At 29.1% G+C, this 22,525-nt stretch carries 20 protein-coding genes, 2 tRNA genes and 1 rRNA gene; 10 read left to right on the plus strand and 13 right to left on the minus strand.

Annotated features, from left to right (window positions below):
* From QIA41_RS02060 to dnaA, 8 genes are all read right to left on the minus strand, one after another.
* Complete coding sequence (locus QIA41_RS02060) at positions 1 to 1,068, minus strand: NAD-dependent epimerase (protein WP_320292389.1); 1,068 nt, start codon at positions 1,066 to 1,068, stop codon at positions 1 to 3.
* Positions 1,069 to 1,113: 45 nt separating this feature from the next.
* Positions 1,114 to 1,842 carry an RNA-binding cell elongation regulator Jag/EloR gene (gene jag / locus QIA41_RS02065; protein WP_320292390.1) on the minus strand — a complete coding sequence of 243 codons (729 nt, stop codon included), beginning with the start codon at positions 1,840 to 1,842 and terminating at the stop codon, positions 1,114 to 1,116.
* Positions 1,843 to 1,854: 12 nt separating this feature from the next.
* Entirely contained in the window at positions 1,855 to 3,489 is a 1,635-nt protein-coding gene (yidC, locus tag QIA41_RS02070) for a membrane protein insertase YidC (RefSeq protein WP_320292391.1), read from the minus strand.
* The gene (gene rnpA, locus QIA41_RS02075) at positions 3,490 to 3,834 is read right to left on the minus strand and encodes a ribonuclease P protein component (RefSeq protein ID WP_320292392.1); all 345 of its coding nucleotides are present in this window, start codon (positions 3,832 to 3,834) and stop codon (positions 3,490 to 3,492) included.
* Entirely contained in the window at positions 3,815 to 3,970 is a 156-nt protein-coding gene (gene rpmH, locus QIA41_RS02080) for a 50S ribosomal protein L34 (protein ID WP_004791483.1), read from the minus strand. The genes rnpA and rpmH overlap by 20 nt, the downstream gene beginning before the upstream one ends.
* Positions 3,971 to 4,060: 90 nt before the next feature.
* A complete protein-coding gene (locus QIA41_RS02085) occupies positions 4,061 to 4,360 on the minus strand; it encodes a hypothetical protein (RefSeq protein WP_320292393.1) in 300 nt (99 codons plus the stop codon).
* 96 nt (positions 4,361 to 4,456) lie between these two features.
* Positions 4,457 to 5,617: a DNA polymerase III subunit beta gene (dnaN, locus tag QIA41_RS02090; RefSeq protein WP_320292394.1), complete on the minus strand. Its 1,161-nt coding sequence runs from the start codon at positions 5,615 to 5,617 to the stop codon at positions 4,457 to 4,459.
* A 237-nt stretch (positions 5,618 to 5,854) separates the two neighbouring features.
* Positions 5,855 to 7,327, minus strand: coding sequence for a chromosomal replication initiator protein DnaA (gene dnaA, locus QIA41_RS02095; protein ID WP_320292395.1), 1,473 nt, complete (start codon positions 7,325 to 7,327; stop codon positions 5,855 to 5,857).
* 187 nt (positions 7,328 to 7,514) lie between these two features.
* Here dnaA and gyrB point away from each other — a divergent pair, with 187 nt between their 5' ends.
* The 3 genes from gyrB (at position 7,515) to QIA41_RS02110 (ending at position 12,763) form a co-directional block, all read left to right on the plus strand.
* Entirely contained in the window at positions 7,515 to 9,419 is a 1,905-nt protein-coding gene (gyrB, locus tag QIA41_RS02100; RefSeq protein ID WP_320292794.1) for a DNA topoisomerase (ATP-hydrolyzing) subunit B, read from the plus strand.
* 11 nt (positions 9,420 to 9,430) lie between these two features.
* Complete coding sequence (gene gyrA, locus QIA41_RS02105; RefSeq protein WP_320292396.1) at positions 9,431 to 11,863, plus strand: DNA topoisomerase (ATP-hydrolyzing) subunit A; 2,433 nt, start codon at positions 9,431 to 9,433, stop codon at positions 11,861 to 11,863.
* 117 nt (positions 11,864 to 11,980) lie between these two features.
* Complete coding sequence (locus tag QIA41_RS02110; protein ID WP_320292397.1) at positions 11,981 to 12,763, plus strand: ParB/RepB/Spo0J family partition protein; 783 nt, start codon at positions 11,981 to 11,983, stop codon at positions 12,761 to 12,763.
* 272 nt (positions 12,764 to 13,035) lie between these two features.
* Here QIA41_RS02110 and QIA41_RS02115 read toward each other — a convergent pair whose 3' ends face one another.
* The 3 genes from QIA41_RS02115 to QIA41_RS02125 form a co-directional block, all read right to left on the minus strand.
* Positions 13,036 to 13,755, minus strand: coding sequence for a hypothetical protein (locus tag QIA41_RS02115; protein ID WP_320292398.1), 720 nt, complete (start codon positions 13,753 to 13,755; stop codon positions 13,036 to 13,038).
* Between the two features lie 2 nt (positions 13,756 to 13,757).
* Positions 13,758 to 14,510, minus strand: a complete 753-nt coding sequence (locus QIA41_RS02120) for a ParA family protein (RefSeq protein ID WP_320292399.1) — start codon at positions 14,508 to 14,510, stop codon at positions 13,758 to 13,760.
* Positions 14,511 to 14,624: 114 nt separating this feature from the next.
* Positions 14,625 to 15,230 (minus strand): YigZ family protein, encoded by a 606-nt coding sequence (locus QIA41_RS02125; RefSeq protein ID WP_320292400.1) that lies wholly within the window; start codon positions 15,228 to 15,230, stop codon positions 14,625 to 14,627.
* A 118-nt stretch (positions 15,231 to 15,348) separates the two neighbouring features.
* On the opposite strand from QIA41_RS02125, the gene QIA41_RS02130 reads away from it, so the two are divergent.
* On the plus strand, positions 15,349 to 15,738 hold the full coding sequence (locus tag QIA41_RS02130; protein WP_301393043.1) for a DUF1893 domain-containing protein: 390 nt from the start codon (positions 15,349 to 15,351) through the stop codon (positions 15,736 to 15,738).
* A 28-nt stretch (positions 15,739 to 15,766) separates the two neighbouring features.
* Here the strand turns inward: QIA41_RS02130 and QIA41_RS02135 are convergent, their stop codons facing one another.
* Complete coding sequence (locus tag QIA41_RS02135; protein ID WP_320292401.1) at positions 15,767 to 16,084, minus strand: hypothetical protein; 318 nt, start codon at positions 16,082 to 16,084, stop codon at positions 15,767 to 15,769.
* Positions 16,085 to 16,291: 207 nt separating this feature from the next.
* Between QIA41_RS02135 and rsmI the strand changes: the two genes are divergently transcribed.
* The 4 genes from rsmI to QIA41_RS02155 all read left to right on the plus strand — a co-directional run bounded on the left by rsmI (position 16,292) and on the right by QIA41_RS02155 (position 19,608).
* Entirely contained in the window at positions 16,292 to 16,966 is a 675-nt protein-coding gene (gene rsmI / locus QIA41_RS02140) for a 16S rRNA (cytidine(1402)-2'-O)-methyltransferase (protein ID WP_320292402.1), read from the plus strand.
* 95 nt (positions 16,967 to 17,061) lie between these two features.
* Positions 17,062 to 17,610: a nucleoside 2-deoxyribosyltransferase gene (locus QIA41_RS02145; RefSeq protein ID WP_320292403.1), complete on the plus strand. Its 549-nt coding sequence runs from the start codon at positions 17,062 to 17,064 to the stop codon at positions 17,608 to 17,610.
* Between the two features lie 213 nt (positions 17,611 to 17,823).
* A 16S ribosomal RNA gene (locus QIA41_RS02150) occupies positions 17,824 to 19,359 on the plus strand.
* A gap of 175 nt (positions 19,360 to 19,534) precedes the next feature.
* Positions 19,535 to 19,608: transfer RNA gene (locus QIA41_RS02155), tRNA-Ala, on the plus strand.
* An 813-nt stretch (positions 19,609 to 20,421) separates the two neighbouring features.
* On the opposite strand, the gene QIA41_RS02160 is transcribed toward QIA41_RS02155, so the two are convergent.
* A tRNA-Ile gene (locus tag QIA41_RS02160) sits at positions 20,422 to 20,495 on the minus strand.
* Positions 20,496 to 20,924: 429 nt separating this feature from the next.
* Between QIA41_RS02160 and QIA41_RS02165 the strand changes: the two genes are divergently transcribed.
* Positions 20,925 to 21,485: a DNA-3-methyladenine glycosylase gene (locus QIA41_RS02165; protein WP_320292404.1), complete on the plus strand. Its 561-nt coding sequence runs from the start codon at positions 20,925 to 20,927 to the stop codon at positions 21,483 to 21,485.
* Positions 21,486 to 21,619: 134 nt separating this feature from the next.
* On the plus strand, positions 21,620 to 22,462 hold the full coding sequence (locus QIA41_RS02170) for a Cof-type HAD-IIB family hydrolase (protein ID WP_320292405.1): 843 nt from the start codon (positions 21,620 to 21,622) through the stop codon (positions 22,460 to 22,462).
* The last annotated feature ends 63 nt before the right edge of the window (positions 22,463 to 22,525 follow it).

The raw sequence follows: 22,525 nt of genomic DNA on the forward strand, positions 1-22,525 counted from the left end.
TCAAATCTTCTCACTAGGCTCTAACATTTTATACCACTGTGAAAATTCTTTTATTCCTTCTTTAATAGAAATTTTGGATTCATATCCCACATCATTTTTAAGTTTTAGAATATCACAACAACTTTCCACAACATCTGCTTTTTGCATAGGCATATAACTTTTTAAGGCCCTTTTACCAAAATTAACCTCAAGTTCTTCGATAAAATCTAGCAATTTAGTTGCATGACCAGTCCCTATATTATATATCCTGTAAGGAAAAGAAGATGTTGACGAATTTGGATTTTTAACGTTAAAATTACCATCGCTCTTAGCCGGATTTTTTAACACTTTATAAACACCATTTGCAATATCACTCACATATGTAAAATCTCTAGCCATATTCCCATTATTAAAAATATTAATAGATTTGCCATTTTTAATTCCGTCTGAAAATAAATATAAAGCCATATCGGGTCTTCCATAGGTTCCATAAACTGTAAAAAATCTAAGACCTGTTGTGGGAATATTAAAAGACGCACTATAAGCATGAGCCATCATCTCATTGGATTTTTTACTAGCTGCATATAAATTTAAAGGATGATCCGTAACAGAATCTTCACTAGACGGAATATTTTCATTTATCCCATAAACCGAAGACGTAGAAGCATAAACAAAATGCTTTATGTTTTCTTTATAAACTCTACATACATCTAAAACATTAAAAAACCCAACAATATTTATTGAAACATAGCTATCAGGATTTTCAAGGCTATCTCTAATACCTGCTTGAGCAGCCAAATGGCAAACATGTGTAAACTTATACTCTTTAAAAAGCTCTAGTAGTTTTTCTTTATTTAGTATATCAAGATAAGCAAAAGATAGATTCTTATATTTTTCACTCTTAATAGTATTATGGGTTTTGACATCCTTAGAAGAAAAACCTAAAGCCTCTAATCTTTCATACTTAAATTTGAGCTCATAATAATCATTTAATACGTCTATACCTAAAACTTCACACCCTTCTTCTACAAGCTTTTTAGCTACATGAAATCCAATAAACCCCGCAATTCCAGTTAAAAAAATCTTCATATCATTATTCCTCTTTAAAATTTAATACAAACCAACACTATCAATCTATTTTTTAAAACCAAGATCTCTTTTTTGATAACTTCGGAAATTATTGCTACTAAATCTATTATTTCTGACATAAGAAACTCTTATTCTTTTCATATTTCCATCGCCTTCGCTTTCAGTTTTTATATCACTATAGCGATTTAAAGTTGTATGAACAATTCTTCTTTCAAAAGGATTCATTGACGGTAACAAAATAGAGCGTCTGGTTCTTTTAACTTTATGAAAAGAATTTATTGCTAAATTAATAAACCTAGATTTAAATCGTTCTCTATAATCCCCAATATCCAATATAACCCTATTAAAAGCACCAGTTTCACCAATAAGCTTAGAGGCATAAATATTTGTTAAAAGCTGCAAAGAATCTAAATTTTTGCCCTCTCGTCCAATCAAAATATTTGGACTATCTGTTTCAATGGAAATCTTAATATACCCTCCTTCTTTAGCCTCTATTGTTAAGTTTACAAAATATCCCATTTTAATTAGCATTTCTTTTACAAATTCTAAAATTTTATCACAAACTTCATCTCCAATTTTAATTTCAAAGCCGTCTTTTTTAACATCCTTTACGTGAGGAGAAACTCTTATTTTAATCATCTCTTTCTTAAATAAAAATCCAACTTTTTCTTTATCTAAAATTTCTACATCAAACTCACCTTCTTTCAATTCTAGATCTCTCATTGCTTTCTTTATTGCTTCTTGTTCGGTTTTTCCGTAAAATTCATAGCTCATATTATTCCCCCTTTAAGACAAATGTATTTTTATATAGTATTGCTGCAAAATAGTAAAAATATTTGTTGTAATCCAATATATCAAAAGTCCTGATGGCATATTGTAAAGTATGAAAAAAAACATAATAGGCATTCCAAAGTATAAAAACCTCTGCTGCGCTCCAAGATTTTTTAAATCCATATTAGAACTAACAATTGTAGATCCCAATTGGGTAAACATCATAATAAAAGGTAAAATCCTAATATCAGTCCAAGAAACAAAATAAAGCTTATATCCAAAATGATACACGCTGTCACCAATAGATAAATCATCAATCCATCCTGGAATAAAACTAGCCCCTCTTAATAAAAACAAATTATTTACAAGTGAATAAAGAGCAAAAAATATAGGAAGCTGCAAAATTACAGGAAGACATCCACCAAGAGGGTTAACTCCTTCTTCGCTATAAAGCTTGCTCATCTCTTCATTCAACTTCTTAGGGTCATGCTTAAACTTTGATTGAAGTTCCTTCATTTTAGGTTGAAGTTTGGAAAGCTCTGCAGTAGCTCTAAATCCCTTAAATGTCAAAGGGAATATAAGTATCCTAACAACAATCGTCAAAAAAATAATTGAAAGTCCCCAATTAGGTATAACATCGTAAAAAACTTGCATTACCATTTGCATAGGAACTTGAATTAGATACCACAAACTCTTTTCCACTGACATCCCAAAAGCAACCCCAGATAAACCAAAGGTATTGGTATTATTATTGTCAAAAATGTCTAGATATCTATTATCCTTAGGTCCAGCATAAATAAAAAACTCATCACTAATATTTTTTTTATTTCTAACACTATTGACAATAAAAGACTTAAGAATTCCGCCTTCCCTCTTAAACTCAACTTCCATATTCTCTTTAGAAACCAACACCTCAAAATACTTAGTACTAGAACCAATCCATTTAGGATTGTCAATCCTTAGACCATCTTTGCCATATTTAAGCTTATTGTCATAATAAATTATTTGAGATAAATAATTACTGTATTGCAGTTTAGCCTTATCGCTCAACCTTTCAACCTGAGAACTAAAAATAATTCTATAAGAATCCATATCAAATAAGTTATAGTCCTCAAGAACATTTACAGTAATTTCAAATTTCATCAAGTATTCATTTTCTTTTGAAAATGAATACTTCTTTACATATTCATAATTTTTACCATTATTCTTAAAATAAGCTTTAAATTCATGATTAAAATCATCTATTTTCTTATACAAAAACAAATCCTCTACTAAATAATCTAAACTAACATCGAAAAAAACTTCATTTTGGTTATCAACATTAATCAAATCTGTAGGATCTTTCTCTAAGTTTAAATGATTTTTAAGCTTTAATGAAACTAAATTTCCTCTAAATGTTGAAAAAGTAGCAAAATATATTTCTGTTTCTACAACAATATTTTGAGATTTATCAATTAAATTTAAACTGTTACCTTTACCTAAAAATGTTTCATCATCATTAAAATTTTTGTTTAAATCAAACTGCAATTCCTTGTCAGAAGACCCAAGGCTTAAAATATTAGAAGAAAAAATATCATTAATAAGCATAAAAAGGCCTATTAAAAATAAAGACAAATAAACTGCTTTTAAAACTCTTTTACTTTGATTCACTTATGCCCCTCGCACCATTAAAACTAAACTTTTCATAAGAGATTCAATACTAAAATACGTCAAATTTAACCCGTTATACGAAACTACACAAATAATATCTACAGCTTTATTTTCTAGCAACTCTAAACTTTTTCTAAAAACTTCTTTAAAGAGCCTTCTAACACGATTCCTCTTAACAGACCCCTTAAAGCCTTTAGAAAAAGTAACAAGTAGCCTAGAATAAACCAAATGATTTGATTTGTAAAACATTTTAAGATTAAAATCGCTAAATCTAATCAGATTACCTTCTTTGAAAATTTTTTGAATTTCTATTCTTGATTTTAAGCTAATATTTCTTTTTTTCATCAGAAACAGTTAATTTTATCCTTCCCTTTGCCCTTCGTCTTGCAAGAATAAGCCTTCCACCTTTAGTCTTCATTCTAGCTCTAAACCCAAATTTTCTATTTCTTTTAACACGACTAGGCTGATAAGTTCTTTTCAAAACACTCCTCCATTAAAACAATTTTCTACTACTAAGCTGTAAATTGAACACTACCATGGTATAGCATATAAATGTGATTGTCAATAATAATCACCCGACTAAAACTCTTATGTCTATTATTTCAATCCCTGTTAATTCTTTTATTGACTTTATTATCTTTGACTTATTTATTGATATACCATACAAAATGCTTGAATTGGTTACCTTAAGGAAAAGAATCTGCTCATTTTTTAAATCTAAAAATTTCACATCATCAGATAAAGCCTTGAAGATTTGATTCCATTTATCAGCGATCAATAATTTTGAATTTATTTTTTTATTAACAAACAAATTAGATTCTAGATAATCTTTGAGAAGATTATCTATCTTTTTAAATGAAGAATCATTCATAGAAATTTTTATACCACAATACAAAAAAACCAACACTGGATGAATGGGCTTTAAAAAAGCTTATTTTAATATTCAAAATCGTATTAATAATTTAATTTAACCCAAAGACATTGGCATTATCAAGTGCGTAAAATTAAAATTTTCGGGCTCACTTAATTTCAACACATTTCCAGAATTAAATTGAATTTCTATTTTTGAAGTTTCAAAAACACTAATAGCTTCAATAAAATATGAAATATTAATAGCCATAACCTCATCAGATCCTTCATACAAATAATTAGAATTTTTAATAAAAAATTCACCTTTTCTCCCAGTAATCAGATCTTCTCCAAGAAGTTTTAATTGAAGCTCAGAGAAAGTTAAAACTAACTTTCTTGACTTGTCAACATATAAATTGACCCTTGCAAGTCTATCTTTTAAAATACCTAACGAAATCAAGGATTTATTTTCCTGTTCCTTAGGTATAATGCTCTTATAATCAGGATAATTACCATTAATCAGACTGCAAGCTATTTTATAATTGTCAAATTCAACATAAAATTTTTTATCTGAAAACTTTATTTTAACTATACCTTCTCCAGACATAAGATGTTTTAAAAAATTAAATATTTTTACAGGAACTATAAAATTTACATCTTCTTTAACTATTACTTCTGTTTTACAAATAGACATTCTGTGTCCATTGGTAGAAACAAGCAATAATTTGGAATCTTCAGCTTTTGTAAAATAGATTCCATTTAATACATTCTTGGCTTCATCAAAATGAGCTGAAAAAGCTATTCTGTTTATTACTTTTTTAAAAAAATTTTGCTTTACTTCGATTTCAAAAGTACAATTTTCATTAACCATATCATAATTATAATTTTCTATTTCTTCATATAAAAAAGTAGGTTCTTTTAAATGATCTTCATGCTCTTCTTCTTTTCCATCTTCTGATTCTCCCATAATTTCTAATTTACTGTTATTTTCATCAAAAACTATTTTGATTTTCTTGTAAAAACTAAATGCTTTTACTGCATCATAAAAATTTGAGGCATTAATTAATACCTTGAAATCTGTTCCTGAAACAATTGGAATTTTACTTTCAAAAAATATATTTCTGTCTGTTGATTTAATTGTAAGACTAGAGCTTTCCACTTCTATTAACAACGCACTCCAAATATCATTCATATTCCTGTTTAATATTATTCCCCTTGCTTTTTCTATTTCATTTGTAATTTGATTTGTTTCGCAGATAAAAAATTTGTCATTTTGCATGATGCCTCCCAGTATATTTTAATACATTTTATTAGCGTAATCTTTTTTAGATTTTTATTTTTCTTTTATTTTTTCTGGATATATATATAGTAGTAATAGTAGTAGATCTTTGTTTAATTGTTTAATTGCATTTAATGTTATATAACACAAGTGAATATATTGTTTAATTATAGGTTGATTTTTGTTGTATTTTTGATAAATTATTTGTTTTAATTGTTTAAAAGAATGTTTGATTTTTTAATTATGTTTATTTTTTTTTATTTTGTTCATAAGTTCTGTGATTAAATTGTTGATTTCTTTATCATTATTTCTGTCCCTATCTATTTTATTTATCGAATAAAGCACTGTTGAATGGGTTTTCCCCCCAATAATTTTTCCAATTTCAACTGTTGATAGCTCTGTAAAATTTCTCAAAAGGTAAGCATAAATATGTCTAGCTTTTGTTATCTCTGGTTTTTTACTATGTCCCTCAATGTCTTTATGTGCAATTTTTAGTTCTCTTAAGAGTATTTTTTTTATATTTTCGATATTGATTTTATTGCTTGATTCATTGGTAGTTTCTTTTTCGTAAATTATTATTTCTTTGATTATTTTTTCAACAATATCAATGTCAATTTCTATATTGTCCAAGTCTATATATGCTTTTAGTTTTGTTACAGCAGCTTCAAGGTCTCTTACATTTGTTGTAACTTTTTGGGCAACCAGATTTAGTATATTTTTAGGTACCTTTATACCATCCTCTTCTGCTTTTTTTTCAATTATAGCTACTCTGAGTTCAAAATTGGGTTTTGATATATCAACATTTAAACCCCTTGTGAATCTACTTTTTAGGCGATCTGTAAAATTTGTAAGTTCAGAAGGAGGTCGGTCACATGTGAATACTAATTGTTTATTGTCTTCATAAAGGGCATTAAACGTGTGAAAAAGTTCCTCCTGTATGCCTTCTTTTTTTTGTAAATCATGTATGTCGTCTATAAGCAGCATGTCTAAGTATCTATATTTCTTTTTAAATTTTTTTGTTTCGTGTGTTTTTATGCTTTCTACAAACTCATTTAGAAAATTTTCAGCAGTAACGTATAATATTTTGAGGTTATGATGCAACTCTTCTGTTTTGTTTCCTATGCTTTGAAGCAAATGTGTTTTTCCAAGTCCAACTCCACCGTAAATTAAACACGGATTATATTTTTTCCCAGGATTTTTTGAGATTGACAAGCTGGCGTTGTATGCAAGTTTATTGTTTGGTCCTATGATGAAATTTTCAAATGTATATCTTTTTTTAAGAAAGGGATTTTTAAAATTTGTTGACTCTTCTTCTTTTTTTATATTATACATTTTTATATGATCTTTAATGCTTTGAACTGGCTCTTTAGAGATTGCGTTTTCCTTTAGATTGTTGAGCTTTGGAAAAGTTTCGTTAAAAGTTGTTTTTTCAATTTCTTGTTTGTTGGAATAGGTTTTAGGTGGTTGATTTGTTGTAAATACAATGGCTACATTATTGTAGCCATTGTATGTGAGGATTTCTTTAATTTTTTTTGTAAATCTTTTTTCTATTTGATTTTTGTGAAATAAATTTGGAGTAGATATTTGAATATTATCACCTATTGATTCTAAAAAGCACAAATTTTCAAACCAAACGTAAAACTCTTCCTCTGATAGTTCTTTTTTTATTTCTGTTAAAATCAAGCTCCATATATTTTTTGATTTTTCCATTTTTTGTCCTTGTTGGTTTTAGTACTATACTTTTAACATTATATAGTATAATATTAGATTTAAATTCTATTTAAGTTGTTTGTGAGTTTTTAAAAGTTTTTGCATGCTTTGTATGTAATGGATATTATTTTTTTTTTAATGTAGAATTTATCTGTATCTAGATTTTGATTAAATGAATGGAAGGTTTATGAATTATGTTGCTAGTAACATTCAGGTCTTAAAGGGGCTTGAGGCTGTTAGGAAAAGGCCTGGCATGTATATAGGCTCTATTTCTGCTAGTGGGTTGCACCACTTGGTTTATGAAGTGGTTGACAATAGTATTGATGAGGCTTTAGCTGGCTTTTGTAACAGAATAGATGTTGTTATCAATTTAGATAATACTATAACTGTAATTGATAATGGGAGAGGTATCCCCACCGATATTCATGAGGAGGAGGGAATTAGCGCTCTTGAGCTTGTTTTAACAAAATTACATTCTGGTGGGAAGTTTAATAAAGGCACTTATAAAGTTTCTGGAGGATTGCATGGTGTTGGAATTTCAGTTGTTAATGCTTTGTCTTCGTTTTTGGAAGTTTGTATCAATAGGGATGGAAAAATTTTTAGGCAAACTTTTTCAAAAGGCATTCCAACTTCTAAAGTAGAGGTTGTAGGAGAATCTTCTATTACAGGAACTAAGGTTACTTTTTTAGCAGATTCTGAAATTTTTGAAACTTTAGATTATAATTTTGATGTTCTTGAAAAAAGGCTTAAAGAGCTTGCTTTTTTAAATGATAAAATAAATATCTCAATTGAAGATAAAAGATATGGTAAGGAGAAATCTTCTAAATTTTATTTTGAAGGTGGGATAAGGTCTTTTGTAGATTATTTAACTAATAACAGTAAAGCTTTTCAATCAGAATCTTATTATATTGATGGTTTAATTAATGATATTGTTGTTAATGTAGGACTTAAATGGACTGAAAGCTATTCTGATAATATTCTTTCTTTTGTTAATAATATTAATACAAGAGAAGGGGGAACCCATGTTATGGGTTTTAAAAGTGGCCTTACTAAGGCTATGAATGAAGCTTTTAAAAATTCAAAAATAAGCAAAAAAGATATTCCAAATCTTACAGGAGATGATTTTAAAGAGGGCCTTACAGCTGTTATTTCTGTAAAAGTTCCCGAACCTCAATTTGAAGGTCAAACAAAGAGCAAGCTTGGTAATTCTGAGATAAAAAAAATAGTTGAGATTATTGTATATGAGCATTTGTTGGAAATTATTAATTTAAATCCTTTAGAGATAGACACCATTCTTGGGAAAGCAATAAAAGCTGCTCGTGCTCGTGAGGCTGCAAGAAAAGCAAGAGAATCAGAAAGAAAAAAAAATGCATTTGAAAGCTTGGCATTGCCTGGAAAATTGGCTGATTGTACTTCTAAAAATCCCTTGGAAAGAGAGATCTATATTGTAGAAGGCGATTCTGCTGGAGGAAGTGCTAAAATGGGTAGAAATAGATTTTTTCAGGCCATTTTGCCATTATGGGGAAAAATGCTTAATGTTGAAAAAACAAGAGAAGATAAGGTAATTACGAATGATAAGCTTATTCCTATAATCGCATCTCTTGGTGCCGGAGTTGGAAAAACTTTTGATATTACAAAACTTCGTTATCACAAGGTTATTATTATGGCCGATGCTGATGTTGATGGATCTCATATTAGAACTTTGCTTTTAGCTTTTTTCTTTAGATATATGAGAGATTTAATTGAAAATGGTTGTATATATATAGCAATGCCCCCTCTTTATAAAATAAAGTATGACAATCATATTTATTATTTTTATGAAGAGAAAGAAAAAGAAAAATTTTTAGATTCTATTGAATCTAAAAATCGCAGCAATATTTTCCTTCAAAGGTATAAAGGGCTTGGGGAGATGAATCCAACTCAACTTTGGGAAACTACTATGGATCCTGCTAGAAGAAAAATGAGATTAATGAATATAGATGATGCTGTCGAGGCTGAAAAAATTTTTGTTACTCTTATGGGAGATTTAGTTGAGCCTAGAAAAGAATTTATTGAGCAGAATGCACTTAATGTAATTAATCTTGATGTGTAATTGGAGCGTTAATGGCAGTTGGGGAAAATAAAGAACAAATATTAAATATTAAGATAGAAGATGAAATAAAAACTTCTTATTTGAATTATGCAATGTCAGTGATTGTTTCCAGAGCTCTCCCAGATGTAAGAGATGGTCTTAAACCAGTTCACAGGAGAATACTTTATTCTATGTACGAGATGGGACTTCGTTCTGATAAAGCTTTTAAAAAAGCTGGAAGAATAGTAGGAGATGTTCTTGGAAAATATCATCCTCATGGAGATCAATCAATTTATGATGCTCTTGTAAGACTTGCTCAAGATTTTTCGCTTAGATACCCTGTAATACGAGGGCAGGGAAATTTTGGATCTATTGACGGAGATCCTCCTGCTGCCATGCGATATACTGAAGCTAAAATGGAAAAGATAACCGAATATATTGTTAAGGATATAGACAAAGAGACTGTTAATTTTAAGTCTAATTATGACGATTCTTTAAGTGAACCCGAGATTATGCCTTCATCATTTCCATTTCTTTTGGTAAATGGTTCTAGTGGAATTGCTGTTGGAATGGCTACTAACATGGCGCCTCATAATTTAAGGGAAATTTGCGATGCTATTGTGTATATGTTGGACAATGAGAATGTTTCTATTTTTGATTTGCTAAAGATAGTTAAAGGGCCCGATTTTCCAACTTTTGGAGAGATTGTTTATAATGATAATTTAATTAAAGCATATAAAACTGGTAAGGGAAGTGTTGTTATTCGGGCAAGATATCATATTGAAGAAAGAATGGAAGATAGAAATGCTATAATTGTCACAGAAATACCTTATACAGTAAATAAATCCTCACTTCTTATGAAAGTTGCGTTTTTAGCAAAAGAAGAAAAGCTGGAAGGACTTTTAGATATAAGAGATGAATCTGATCGAGAAGGCATTAGAATAGTTTTAGAAGTTAAAAGAGGTTTTGATCCTCATGTTATCATGAATTTGCTTTATGAGTATACGGAATTTAAAAAACATTTTAGCATAAATAATTTAGCTCTTGTTGATGGTATTCCCAAGCAGTTGAATTTAGAAAAATTATTATTCGAATTTATTGAGCATAGGAAAAATATTATCAAAAGACGTATTGAGTTTGACTTGAGAAAGGCAAAAGAGAAAGCGCATGTTCTTGGGGGATTGAGCATTGCTTTAAATAATATAGATGAGATTATTAAGATCATTAAATCATCTAAATTAGCAAAAGATGCAAAGGAAAGTCTTGTTTCAAATTTTGGCCTTTCAGAGATTCAAGCCAATTCAGTCCTTGATATGAAGTTACAAAAACTTACAGCTCTTGAGCTTTTTAAGCTTGAAGAAGAACTTAATATGCTTTTAAGCTTAATAAAAGATTATGAAGATATTCTCTTGAATCCAGTAAGGATTATTAATATTATAAGAGAAGAAACTATAAATTTAGGTTTAAAATTTGGCGATGAACGTCGAACTAAAATAATTTATGATGAGGAGGTTTTAAAAACTAGTATGTCGGATTTAATGCAAAAAGAAAATATTGTTGTTATGCTTACAAAGAAAGGTTACCTTAAAAGGCTTTCGCAAAATGAGTATAAATTGCAAGGTACGGGAGGGAAAGGTCTTAGTTCTTTTGATCTTCATGATGGAGATGAGGTTGTTATTGCTTTGTGTGTCAATACCCATGATTATTTATTTATGATTTCAAATGAAGGAAAGCTTTATTTGATCAATGCTTATGAAATAAAAGATTCTTCAAGAGCTTCAAAAGGTCAACATATTGGTGAGCTTGTTAATTTAGGAGATCAAGAAAAAATATTAACTATTAAGAATAGTAAGGATTTTGCTGATAATGCCTATTTATTGCTTACAACTGCAAGTGGGAAGATAGCTAGATTTGAATCTATGGATTTTAAAACAGTAAAGTCTAGAGGCGTTATTGTTGTTAAACTTAATGATAAAGATTTTGTTACAAGTGCAGAAATTGTTTATAGGGATGAAAAAGTAATTTGTATTTCTAAAAAGGGTAGTGCATTTATATTTAATTCAAAGGATGTTAGGCTTACTAATAGAGGTACCCAGGGTGTTTGTGGGATGAAATTAAAAGAAGGTGATTTGTTTGTTAAAGTTTTAGCGGTTAGAGAAAATCCTTATCTTTTAATTGTTTCTGAAAATGGATATGGAAAAAGATTAAGCATGTCTAAAATATCTGAGCTTAAAAGAGGAGCCACTGGTTATACTAGTTATAAAAAATCTGATAAAAAAGCGGGTAGTGTTGTTGATGCTATAGCAGTTTCAGAAGATGATGAAATTTTGCTTGTAAGTAAGCGTTCAAAAGCTTTAAGAACAGTAGCTGGAAAAGTATCCGAACAAGGCAAAGATGCTAGAGGAATTCAAGTATTATTTCTTGATAATGACAGCCTGATCTCTGTTTCAAGATTTATTAAATAAAGAATTGGTTTTTCTTATTTAAGAATGTTCCACGTGGAACATTCTTTTTTTTATTCTTAAATTGTAATTCAATATTATAACCTGGTAAAATTTTGTTTTGTAGGAGGTTCTTACAATATGGATGGAGTTTTTAAAATGATAGATATTCAACTTTTAGATATTGATAATGATCAACCAAGAAAATCCATTGGTCTTGTTGAATTAGAAGAGTTAAGCATTTCCATAAAAGAGAATGGAATTTTGCAACCTCTAATTGTTTGTAAAGCAAATGAAAGATATAAAATAATAGTAGGTGAGAGAAGGTTTAGGGCCGCTAAACTTGTTCAAATAACAAGCATCCCTGTTATCGAGGTTAATATAAAAGAATCCTATAAAGATTTTATGCCTTTGGTTGAAAATATTCAAAGAGAAAATTTCACACCCGTTGAGGAAGCCTATGCTTATAAAAATGTAATAAATAAATATTCTTTAACTCAAAAGGATTTGTCTGAGAAAATTGGCAAAAGTAGGACTTACATCTCAAATTTAATTAGGATTTTAGATCTTGAACAAGAAATATTAAATGCAGTGCATAGAAAAGAAATTTCTTTTGGACATGCTAAAGTTATTTTAGCATTAAAAGACAAGCAAGACAGGTATAACCTTTATTTAATGATACTGAAGAAAAAATTTTCTGTAAGAGATACAGAAAAATATGTTAAAAATTTTTATAAATCTATAGTAAAAAAAAGAGAACCAGAACAAGATCCTTTTTTAAGCAATGTAAAAGAGTTTTTATTCGATAAAATCCAAACAAAAATAGATATTAAAGGAAATCAAGAGAAAGGAAAAATAGAGATACAGTATTTTACGGCAAGTGATTTAAGAAGAATTGTTTCCTTTTTTGGCCATATTAGTTAGATTGTTTTTATAATTTATAGATTGTAAATATCTTTTCATAATTTTATGATAGTTTTTCTTTTTCAAATATTTGTTACAATGCTTAAATTTTTTAAGCTTGTTTTAAAATTGGTTAATTTCCATAAAGAAATCGTAAGCTTTAAATGAAGGGTAAAAAATTTATATTTTGTTATTTATAATTAAATTTCAAAAAGAAAAACAATGCAATGCTTGCAAAACCAACAATAAGAATCTATATTTTCTGTATTGTATTTATGATCGTTGATGTAGTTTCAAATTTTGATAGAATTATTTTTAATGTATTTTATTTTTTTCTTTATTTCTAAAATAGAATGAAAAAATAATTTTAAATTTTCTTGGTTCAATTTGTTAAATTCAATGTTTTTAAATTCTTTTATATTTTTTAAAATGAAATCCAATGCTTCTTTTATATCGCTTGCATATTTTTTATCTTTTTTAAGTAGTGATTTATGTATATTTTTTGAATCGAAGTTTTTTTGATAAAGAATTTTAAATTCTTTTAAAGAATTTATTTTGCCATTTAAAACTTCGGTTTTTAAAATAGAAGGGCAAGATTTTTTAGATATTTCATATGATAATGATAATGGTAATTTTTCTATTGTGAGCTGCTTGTCGGAATTTTCGACAAGCAGCTCATATCTTGATATTAAGGCATAAACCTTATCCTTTTTGAATCCCATACTTGTGAACCACTGGTAAAAAAGTCCGTTATATTGATTGTTTCCTTTTAATTTGTCTTGAGCGTCTTTGAGTATCTTTCCAATTTTTGTGTAAGTATTATTAAAAATATTGAAAATTTCATATTGCTTTGTTTTTAAAAAATCAGAAATATCTTTATCCAACTTGTTGTAATCAAAGTTTTTTCTTTCAATTGAAATAATTTCTTTCTTTTCTATATTTTCTGAATTGTTTAAAGACGTTTCTAATTTTTTTCCCATTAGAAACATTAAGGTTTCTAGATTGTCAGACATATTTATTCCTTAATTTTGCTTATTATCTCTTTTGAGAGTTCTAAGAAATCTTTTGCTGCGTTGCTTTCTTTGTCGTATTCATATACAGGTATTTTTGCTTCTTGAGATTTTGAAATAGCTATGTTTTTTCTTATTTTTGTATTTAAAAGCTTTTCTTTGAAAACTTTTTTTAATGAGCTTACATATTTTTCTTTACTTTTGTTTCTCATGTCGTATTTGTTTATAAAAACACCCGAGATTTCTAAATTTTTATTTAGTTTCTTTACGGTATTTATCGTATCTATTAGTTGATTTATGCCTTCAAATGCAAAAAATTCTGTTTCAATTGGTATTAACAAGTAATTGCTTGCAATAAGTGCATTTATAGTCAATATTGAAAGTGTAGGAGGGCAGTCGATAATAATAAAATTGTATTTGTCTTTTTCATACAGTGTTAATGCATTTTTTAAAAAGTTTTCTCTTGAAAGTTCATTTATTAATTCTTTTTCTAGCAAAGCTAATTTAATGCTAGATGGAATTATGTCTAATTTAAAATGATTTAAAGGTCTGACCTTTATTTTTTGGCTAATAAGTTCATAACTTGAGTTTTTGGCTATATATTCTGAGGTGTTTGTGCCACTAGTAGAGTTTCCTTGTGAATCAATATCTATTAGAAGAATTTTTTTGTCAAGCAGGGTCATTGAATAAGAAATGTTAATGGCGCTTGTAGTTTTTCCTACGCCCCCTTTTTGATTAATTACAGATATTATTTTCATATAAATGTACTCTTTTTACTTGGTTTTATTTTTATATTTTAAAACATAAATGGTAAAAATAATAATACTTTAAAGTAGTTTTTAAAAATTTAATTATTTTATTTTGCATAGATATTATTCTTTACTAAACTTGAGAATTTCTTGAATTAAGCCGTTTTTTAAAAAAAATTCTAATATTTTATGTTTATTTTTTGTTTTAAATTTAATTGAAGTGTTTATTTTGTTTGAAAAGTTTGAGTCTGTTATTTCTATTTCAAGTTTATTTTTAATTTTTAATAGTAAATTATATTGGTTGTAGTTTAAATTTAAGTTGAAAATTTCAAGCTCTTCTTTTTCCATTATAGGTGTATTTTTAATAACTTCTTTAGCGGACTTGTAATATGCTTTAATTAATCCCCCTCTACCGAGTAAAGTGCCACCAAAATATCGCAATGTGATTATTAAGGTATCAGTTAAATTGTTATGCATTATGGCGTCTAGTGTGGGTTTTCCAGCTGTTAAATTAGGTTCTCTGTCATCACTCATTCCGTTTATGAATGAGTTTTTGTTTCCAATTCTGAATCCATAAACCACATGCGTAGCATTTTTGAATTTTAGTTTGTATTTTTTAATAGTTTTATTTATATCCTCTTTTTTTTCAATATTAAAAATATATGAAATAAAGATAGATTTTTTTATTTCAATTTTAGAATTATTGTTGTTTTTTGGCACGAATATCATATGACATAAGTATACTATCTTTTTAGATATTGCAGTATTTATTGTTTATGTATATTATTAATATTGTTTGTTTTTATTATTGATTGTTATAAAGTATGATCAAAAAAAGGGGTTTTAAATGATATCAGGCTTAAATCCAACATTAAGGTTGTTTAAAGATCATAAAATACTTTATTCTAACATGGAAAGGGGATTGAAGCCCCTTTTAGAAGTAGATAATTTTATCAATAAGTATATTCAGAATAAAGAAGGACTTGAGATTTATGATAAAGTTGTGGGCAAGGCAGCAGCTATTATTATTTATAATATAGGGCTTCAAAATGTTCAGGCTGGGGTTGTTTCTCAACCCGCAAAGGATTTTTTAGAAAGTAGAGGAATAAAAGTAGCTTATAAAAAATTGGTGGAAAAAATAAATGACAGGGCAGAAAGTTTGATTGAAAGCTTGGAAAATCCCGAGGAAGTTTATAAATATATGATTAAAAGAGGCATTATAGTTAACAATTTATAAATTGTAAAATAATTAGCCATATTTTTAGTTATCTATGTGATTTCGAGTATATAGTGATAATTAGGGCTACATTGTATATCAATATTATTAAATTTCCCCAATTTAGGTAAAAATTTTTCTTGTCATAGTTAAAGATCCAAATTCCAGCATAAACGCCTAAAAATCCACCTATAGAGGATGTAAACATTATTAAATTAGGTTCGATTGTATGTTGATTAATTTTGTTTTGATTTTCTTTAGAATCAGGCTGACCGGTAAATTTGCTATCAATAAAAATCATAGCAAAGCCTGCAAGAGTAATGCATAGAAAATAAATTACAAATATTTTTCTAATTAATGCAAACATAAATTTCCTTTTTCTTTTAGCTTTTTAATCATTAATACTTAATGATATAACTAAATGTAATGCAAAAGCAAGTATTTTGGCAGACATATAAAATATAACTTATAGCTTATTTTTGTATTTGGTGAATAAAGAATTTTAGATTTTTATCCTTGAGAAGGAAGCTTTTAATATTATTTATTTTAGTTTTTGGAGGAATTAAAAGGAACTATGTTATATATTGTTGGTACGCCAATAGGTAATTTGGGAGATATTACCTATAGGGCAGTTGATGTTTTAAAGTCGGTAGATGTTATCTTTGCAGAAGATACAAGAGTTACTAGCAAACTTTTGTCGCGATATAAAATTAATAAAAAAATGATCTCTTGTAATGCTGCAACAGAAAGTAAAAAAATAAGCTTGTTATTGAAATATTTGGCAAAAGGAGATTCCGTTGCTTTTGTTAGTGACGCTGGTACCCCAGGGCTTAGTGATCCCGGTAGCCTGTTAGTTGACTCTGTTTTTAAAGAGGGATACAAAGTTTGCCCAATTCCTGGAGTAAGCTCTTTTAATGCGATTGTAAGTGTTAATCCTTTTAGAGATAAGTCGGTGCTTTTTGAGGGATTTTTGCCCAATAAGGGTCTAAAAAGATTTAAAAGAATTGCTGAGTTATATAAAAGGGGCGATGCATTTGTGTTGCTTGAATCTGGGCATAGACTTTTGAAATTACTTGTTGAAATTTCTCTTGTTAGTTTAGATGCCAAGATTCTTATCGGTCGTGAGATGACAAAAATTTATGAAGAATATCAAATTGGAAAACCTTTGGAATTAAAAAATTATTTTGAATCGAGCAAGGAGAAGGTTAAAGGAGAATTTACTATTTTAGTCAGCAGAAGTCGTTTATAATAAATATTTTCTATTTGGATTTCAAAATTTTATTTTTTGCCGGTTTTACCCTATTGATTTATTGTGTTATACTTGAATTTAAAATAGGGGTTTTTATGAAAATTTATTTGGCTTCTCCATTTTTTAACGAAGAGCAAGTTAAATTAAGAGATGAGGTATTGAAATTTCTTGAAGAATTCAATTTAGATGTATTTTCTCCAGAGCATCATGCTGTCAAAAAGATGGGATTACTTGAAAAAATTGATTATAAGTTCGCAAATAAAGACATAAGAGAGAAAATAAGAGAAATAGATTTAAAAGAACTAGTTAGTAGCGATATTGTTTTATCTTTGCTTAATTATGTTGACGCGGGTACAGCTTATGAGAGAGGTTTTGCTTTTGCTAAAAAAATACCAAGTATAGATTTTTTTAAGGATAAACAAGATTCTGATTTTTACAATTTAATGTATAGTGATTGTACTGCGTCTTTTTCCAATTACAAAGATCTTAGGGAGGGAATTTTAACTTTTAAAGAGTTGTGGATTAAGTTTAAAGGAGATAATGAAAATTTTAGAACTTTCTTTGATTATTTAAAAGCTAAATTGGGGAATAGATTGATAAAAATTCTTACAACTTTGCCTGTTAATGAAAAATGTGGTTGTTAATGCTTTTGTTGATGGTTATTAATAAAATTTATTTTTTTATGTTTTGTGGTAATAAAATAATGCAAAAAGTATTGACAATATTATTCTTCTTTTGTTAAAGTATTAAATGTTGAAATGAATATTGGAAGATGAGAGAAGGGAAGAGTTAAGTAAGGTTGAAAGCCAAGCAAAAGAATAAACGAAACTTGTTAATTTTTTAAATAAAAAATAAGAATAATGAAGAGTTTGATCCTGGCTTAGAACTAACGCTGGCAGTGCGTCTTAAGCATGCAAGTCAAACGGGATGTAGCAATACATTCAGTGGCGAACGGGTGAGTAACGCGTGGATGATCTACCTATGAGATGGGGATAACTATTAGAAATAGTAGCTAATACCGAATAAGGTCAATTAATTTGTTAATTGATGAAAGGAAGCCTTTAAAGCTTCGCTTGTAGATGAGTCTGCGTCTTATTAGTTAGTTGGTAGGGTAAATGCCTACCAAGGCAATGATAAGTAACCGGCCTGAGAGGGTGAACGGTCACACTGGAACTGAGATACGGTCCAGACTCCTACGGGAGGCAGCAGCTAAGAATCTTCCGCAATGGGCGAAAGCCTGACGGAGCGACACTGCGTGAATGAAGAAGGTCGAAAGATTGTAAAATTCTTTTATAAATGAGGAATAAGCTTTGTAGGAAATGATAAAGCGATGACGTTAATTTATGAATAAGCCCCGGCTAATTACGTGCCAGCAGCCGCGGTAATACGTAAGGGGCGAGCGTTGTTCGGGATTATTGGGCGTAAAGGGTGAGTAGGCGGATATGTAAGTCTATGCATAAAATACCACAGCTCAACTGTGGAACTATGTTGGAAACTATATATCTAGAGTCTGATAGAGGAAGTTAGAATTTCTGGTGTAAGGGTGGAATCTGTTGATATCAGAAAGAATACCGGAGGCGAAGGCGAACTTCTGGGTCAAGACTGACGCTGAGTCACGAAAGCGTAGGGAGCAAACAGGATTAGATACCCTGGTAGTCTACGCTGTAAACGATGCACACTTGGTGTTAACTAAAAGTTAGTACCGAAGCTAACGCGTTAAGTGTGCCGCCTGGGGAGTATGCTCGCAAGAGTGAAACTCAAAGGAATTGACGGGGGCCCGCACAAGCGGTGGAGCATGTGGTTTAATTCGATGATACGCGAGGAACCTTACCAGGGCTTGACATATATAGGATATAGTTAGAGATAATTATTCCCCGTTTGGGGTCTATATACAGGTGCTGCATGGTTGTCGTCAGCTCGTGCTGTGAGGTGTTGGGTTAAGTCCCGCAACGAGCGCAACCCTTGTTATCTGTTACCAGCATGTAATGGTGGGGACTCAGATAAGACTGCCGGTGATAAGTCGGAGGAAGGTGAGGATGACGTCAAATCATCATGGCCCTTATGTCCTGGGCTACACACGTGCTACAATGGCCTGTACAAAGCGAAGCGAAGCAGTGATGTGAAGCAAAACGCATAAAGCAGGTCTCAGTCCGGATTGAAGTCTGAAACTCGACTTCATGAAGTTGGAATCGCTAGTAATCGTATATCAGAATGATACGGTGAATACGTTCTCGGGCCTTGTACACACCGCCCGTCACACCACCCGAGTTGAGGATACCCGAAGCTATTATTCTAACCCGTAAGGGAGGAAGGTATTTAAGGTATGTTTAGTGAGGGGGGTGAAGTCGTAACAAGGTAGCCGTACTGGAAAGTGCGGCTGGATCACCTCCTTTCTAAGAGAAAGATAAATTAAGGCTAACTCCATTAACTCTTCTCTGCTCTTTTCTTTTGATGAAAGAGTTTTTGAAACCAGGGTTGTGTTTATAATCTTAAAAGGATTTTCATATTTAAGTTTATATTAGCAATGTTAAGGGTTTTATTAATCTTTAATTTTAATTTGGATTGATTGGGGGTTTAGCTCAGTTGGCTAGAGCATCGGCTTTGCAAGCCGAGGGTCAAGGGTTCGAGTCCCTTAACCTCCATTGTACATACTGTTTAAATTTAGATTAAGTGTGTTATTAGAAAAGTTTATTAAAAGTTAAATTCTTGATAGAAGACGAGTTAAATAAGGTTAAAAATTTAAACAAAAGAATCAATGAGATTTGTTGAATTTTGAATAAAGATAAGGACTACTAAAAACTTTTATATAGACCGAAAGATAACTGTGTTAATTATATAAACATGCAAGCCAATGGTTTATGGTAATGTGATTATAAGCTAATAATTATTGCAGTTTGAATTGAAGATCTAAAATTAGACTTTGTGAAATTATAATCATTAACAATTGTGTAAAATGATGATGCAATTAATGCGCCCTAAAGATTTGTGCTAATCTTAGTTGATGTGTGAGGCTTTAAACTAGAATATAGTATGGAGTAGAAGAAGTTTTAGGGTATATTGAGTGGGTTTGAAATTGTATCGTACAACAATATAGTAGCATTGGAAATCGTGGTTGGATCGCTTTTTTTTTAAAAAAGAGAGATTAATTAAGGTCAATTTTATTGATTCTTCTTAATATTTTTATTTTGATTGAAAATTTTTAAAGTCAAAGTAAATTTTTAAACTAAAAATTATAAAAAATAAACCTTTAGCAAGTGTTTGATGATACGCATTTTTATACTAAATTCATCATTGTTGGTAATTATAATTTTATGGTAATTGATTCTGTTTAGAATTGAATCCCAATTATAAGGGATCATAAATTTTCCTTAATTTCTAAATTAATCGGCTGTTTTGATATTTTTATTATTTATAGTTTAAATCAGTACGTTAAAACTTATAACAATAAACTACATTGGGACCAGGATGAGTTGAACATCCGACCTCAGGTTTATCAGACCTGCGCTCTAACCACCTGAGCTATGATCCCTTAAGCATATTAATTCTTTACAAATTTTATTTTAATCTTTTGACTTTGTCAATATATCTTTGATCTTGAAAAGAGTCAAGAGATTTTTCATATAGTTTATAATTTTTAATATGTTTTTCAACTTGTGATTTTTTAAAAAATCCATGACATTTTATTACTGGTTATTTATAATTAGAAAAATCCGTAAATATTCACCCCAAGAATTAATCTTTATCAATAGATGTTATATTGTTCGAATATTTTTGCCAATTTTGCATTATCAATTGAGGGTTTTAAAGAATTTATTACCGAAAGTTTTTCATGTAAATAGATCTAAAATATATGATTTTAAGTAGTTTTTATTTTTATTGCAGGATAATATGTTTTCGTATTTTGCATGTGTGTTTTGATAATATTATATTATTATTATCTTGTTTTAAAATTGAGTATATGGATCGATATTTTTTTTTGCAAAATGCTGAAGTAGTAGCAAAATTATTGCTAGGTAATCTGTTGATCAGAAGGATCGATGGAAAGGAAATAGTTGCCAGAATTGTTGAAACAGAAGCTTATATGGGAATAACAGATAGTGCTTGTCATTCTTATAGGGGCAAAAGAACGAATCGTACAGATGCTATGTATTGCATAGGAGGATATTCTTATGTGTATATAATATATGGTATGCATTTTATGTTTAATATTGTGACCGCAGATAAAAATAATCCCCAAGCTGTTTTAGTTAGAAGTGTAGAACCCATTTCTCCATTATTGGAGGAGAAAAGCATTCTTACTAATGGTCCTGGCAAACTTACAAAATTTTTAAACATTGATTTAACCTTTAATAAGATTGATCTTATTGGGAATAATGAGCTTTTTTTACAAAGAGGTTTAAATCTAGATTTTAATGTAGTTTGTTCAAAAAGAATAAATATTGATTATGCTCAAGAGTGCGATATAAACAAACTTTGGAGGTTTTATATTGAAGATAATAAATTTGTTTCAAAGTGGTAATTTACGTTTAAAGAAATTTTTTAAAAAATTTCGAAACATATATTGTTATTAAATTTAATTATCTTCTACTTTAAGAGCAATTTATTGAGAATAAATTTATTTATGATAGTATATTTTACAAGAGAGATTTGTATATGAATTCTAATTATAAAAAATATAAAATGTTGGTTTTTGATCTTGATGGTACTTTGTTGAACAATAATCATGAAATTACTCCTTTAACTTTTAAGGTTCTTTTGACCCTAGAGAAAGATTTTAAAATAATTATTGCAACCGGTAGAATGTTGAGTGAAGTTAGAAATGTTAAGAATAAAATAAAAGAAATGAATATTAACGAGAATTATCTTATAACAGCGAATGGCGCTGAAGTTTTTTTGCAAGAAAATTTAATTTTTAGACATGCAATGAGTTATTCTTTGGCAAGAGAAATCCTCAATATACATACAGACAATGTTGATGTAAATCTTTATACTTTTGATACTTGGTATTCTAATTCAGATGTCAAAAGCCCTATTATGAAACATTTTATTAAGGATTTAGGTTTAAATGTTGTTATTAGAGATTTGACCAAATTAAGTGTTGATTCTGTTTCCAAGATTGTTTATTATTGTTACGATTTGGCAACTCTTAATAAACTTGAAAATGAGATTAAGAGTAGAGATTTTCAAGATATAAGAGTATTTTTTTCTTCTAAAGATTTATTAGAGGTTACCAATATTAATGCTAATAAATATAATGCTATTAGAGATATTGCTTTTCTTGAAAACATTTCATTATGTGATGTTTTAGCCTTTGGAGATAATAATAATGATTATGAGATGCTTAAAAATCTTGGCAAAGGAGTTTTGATGGAAAATGCTAATGAATTTCTTAAAGTTAATTTAGTAAATAATGAAATAACAAGATTTAGTAATAATGAGGATGGTGTTGCTAAGTTTTTAATTGATTTTTTTGATCTTAATATTAAATATAAGTAATTTGCATTCTATTGTTTAATATGTTTAGTGTATTTTTAATAGCAATTATATATTTGTAAATTT

It is taken from the genome of Borreliella sinica (genome assembly GCF_033969665.2).
GTDB classification, from domain to species: Bacteria; Spirochaetota; Spirochaetia; order Borreliales; family Borreliaceae; genus Borreliella; species Borreliella sinica.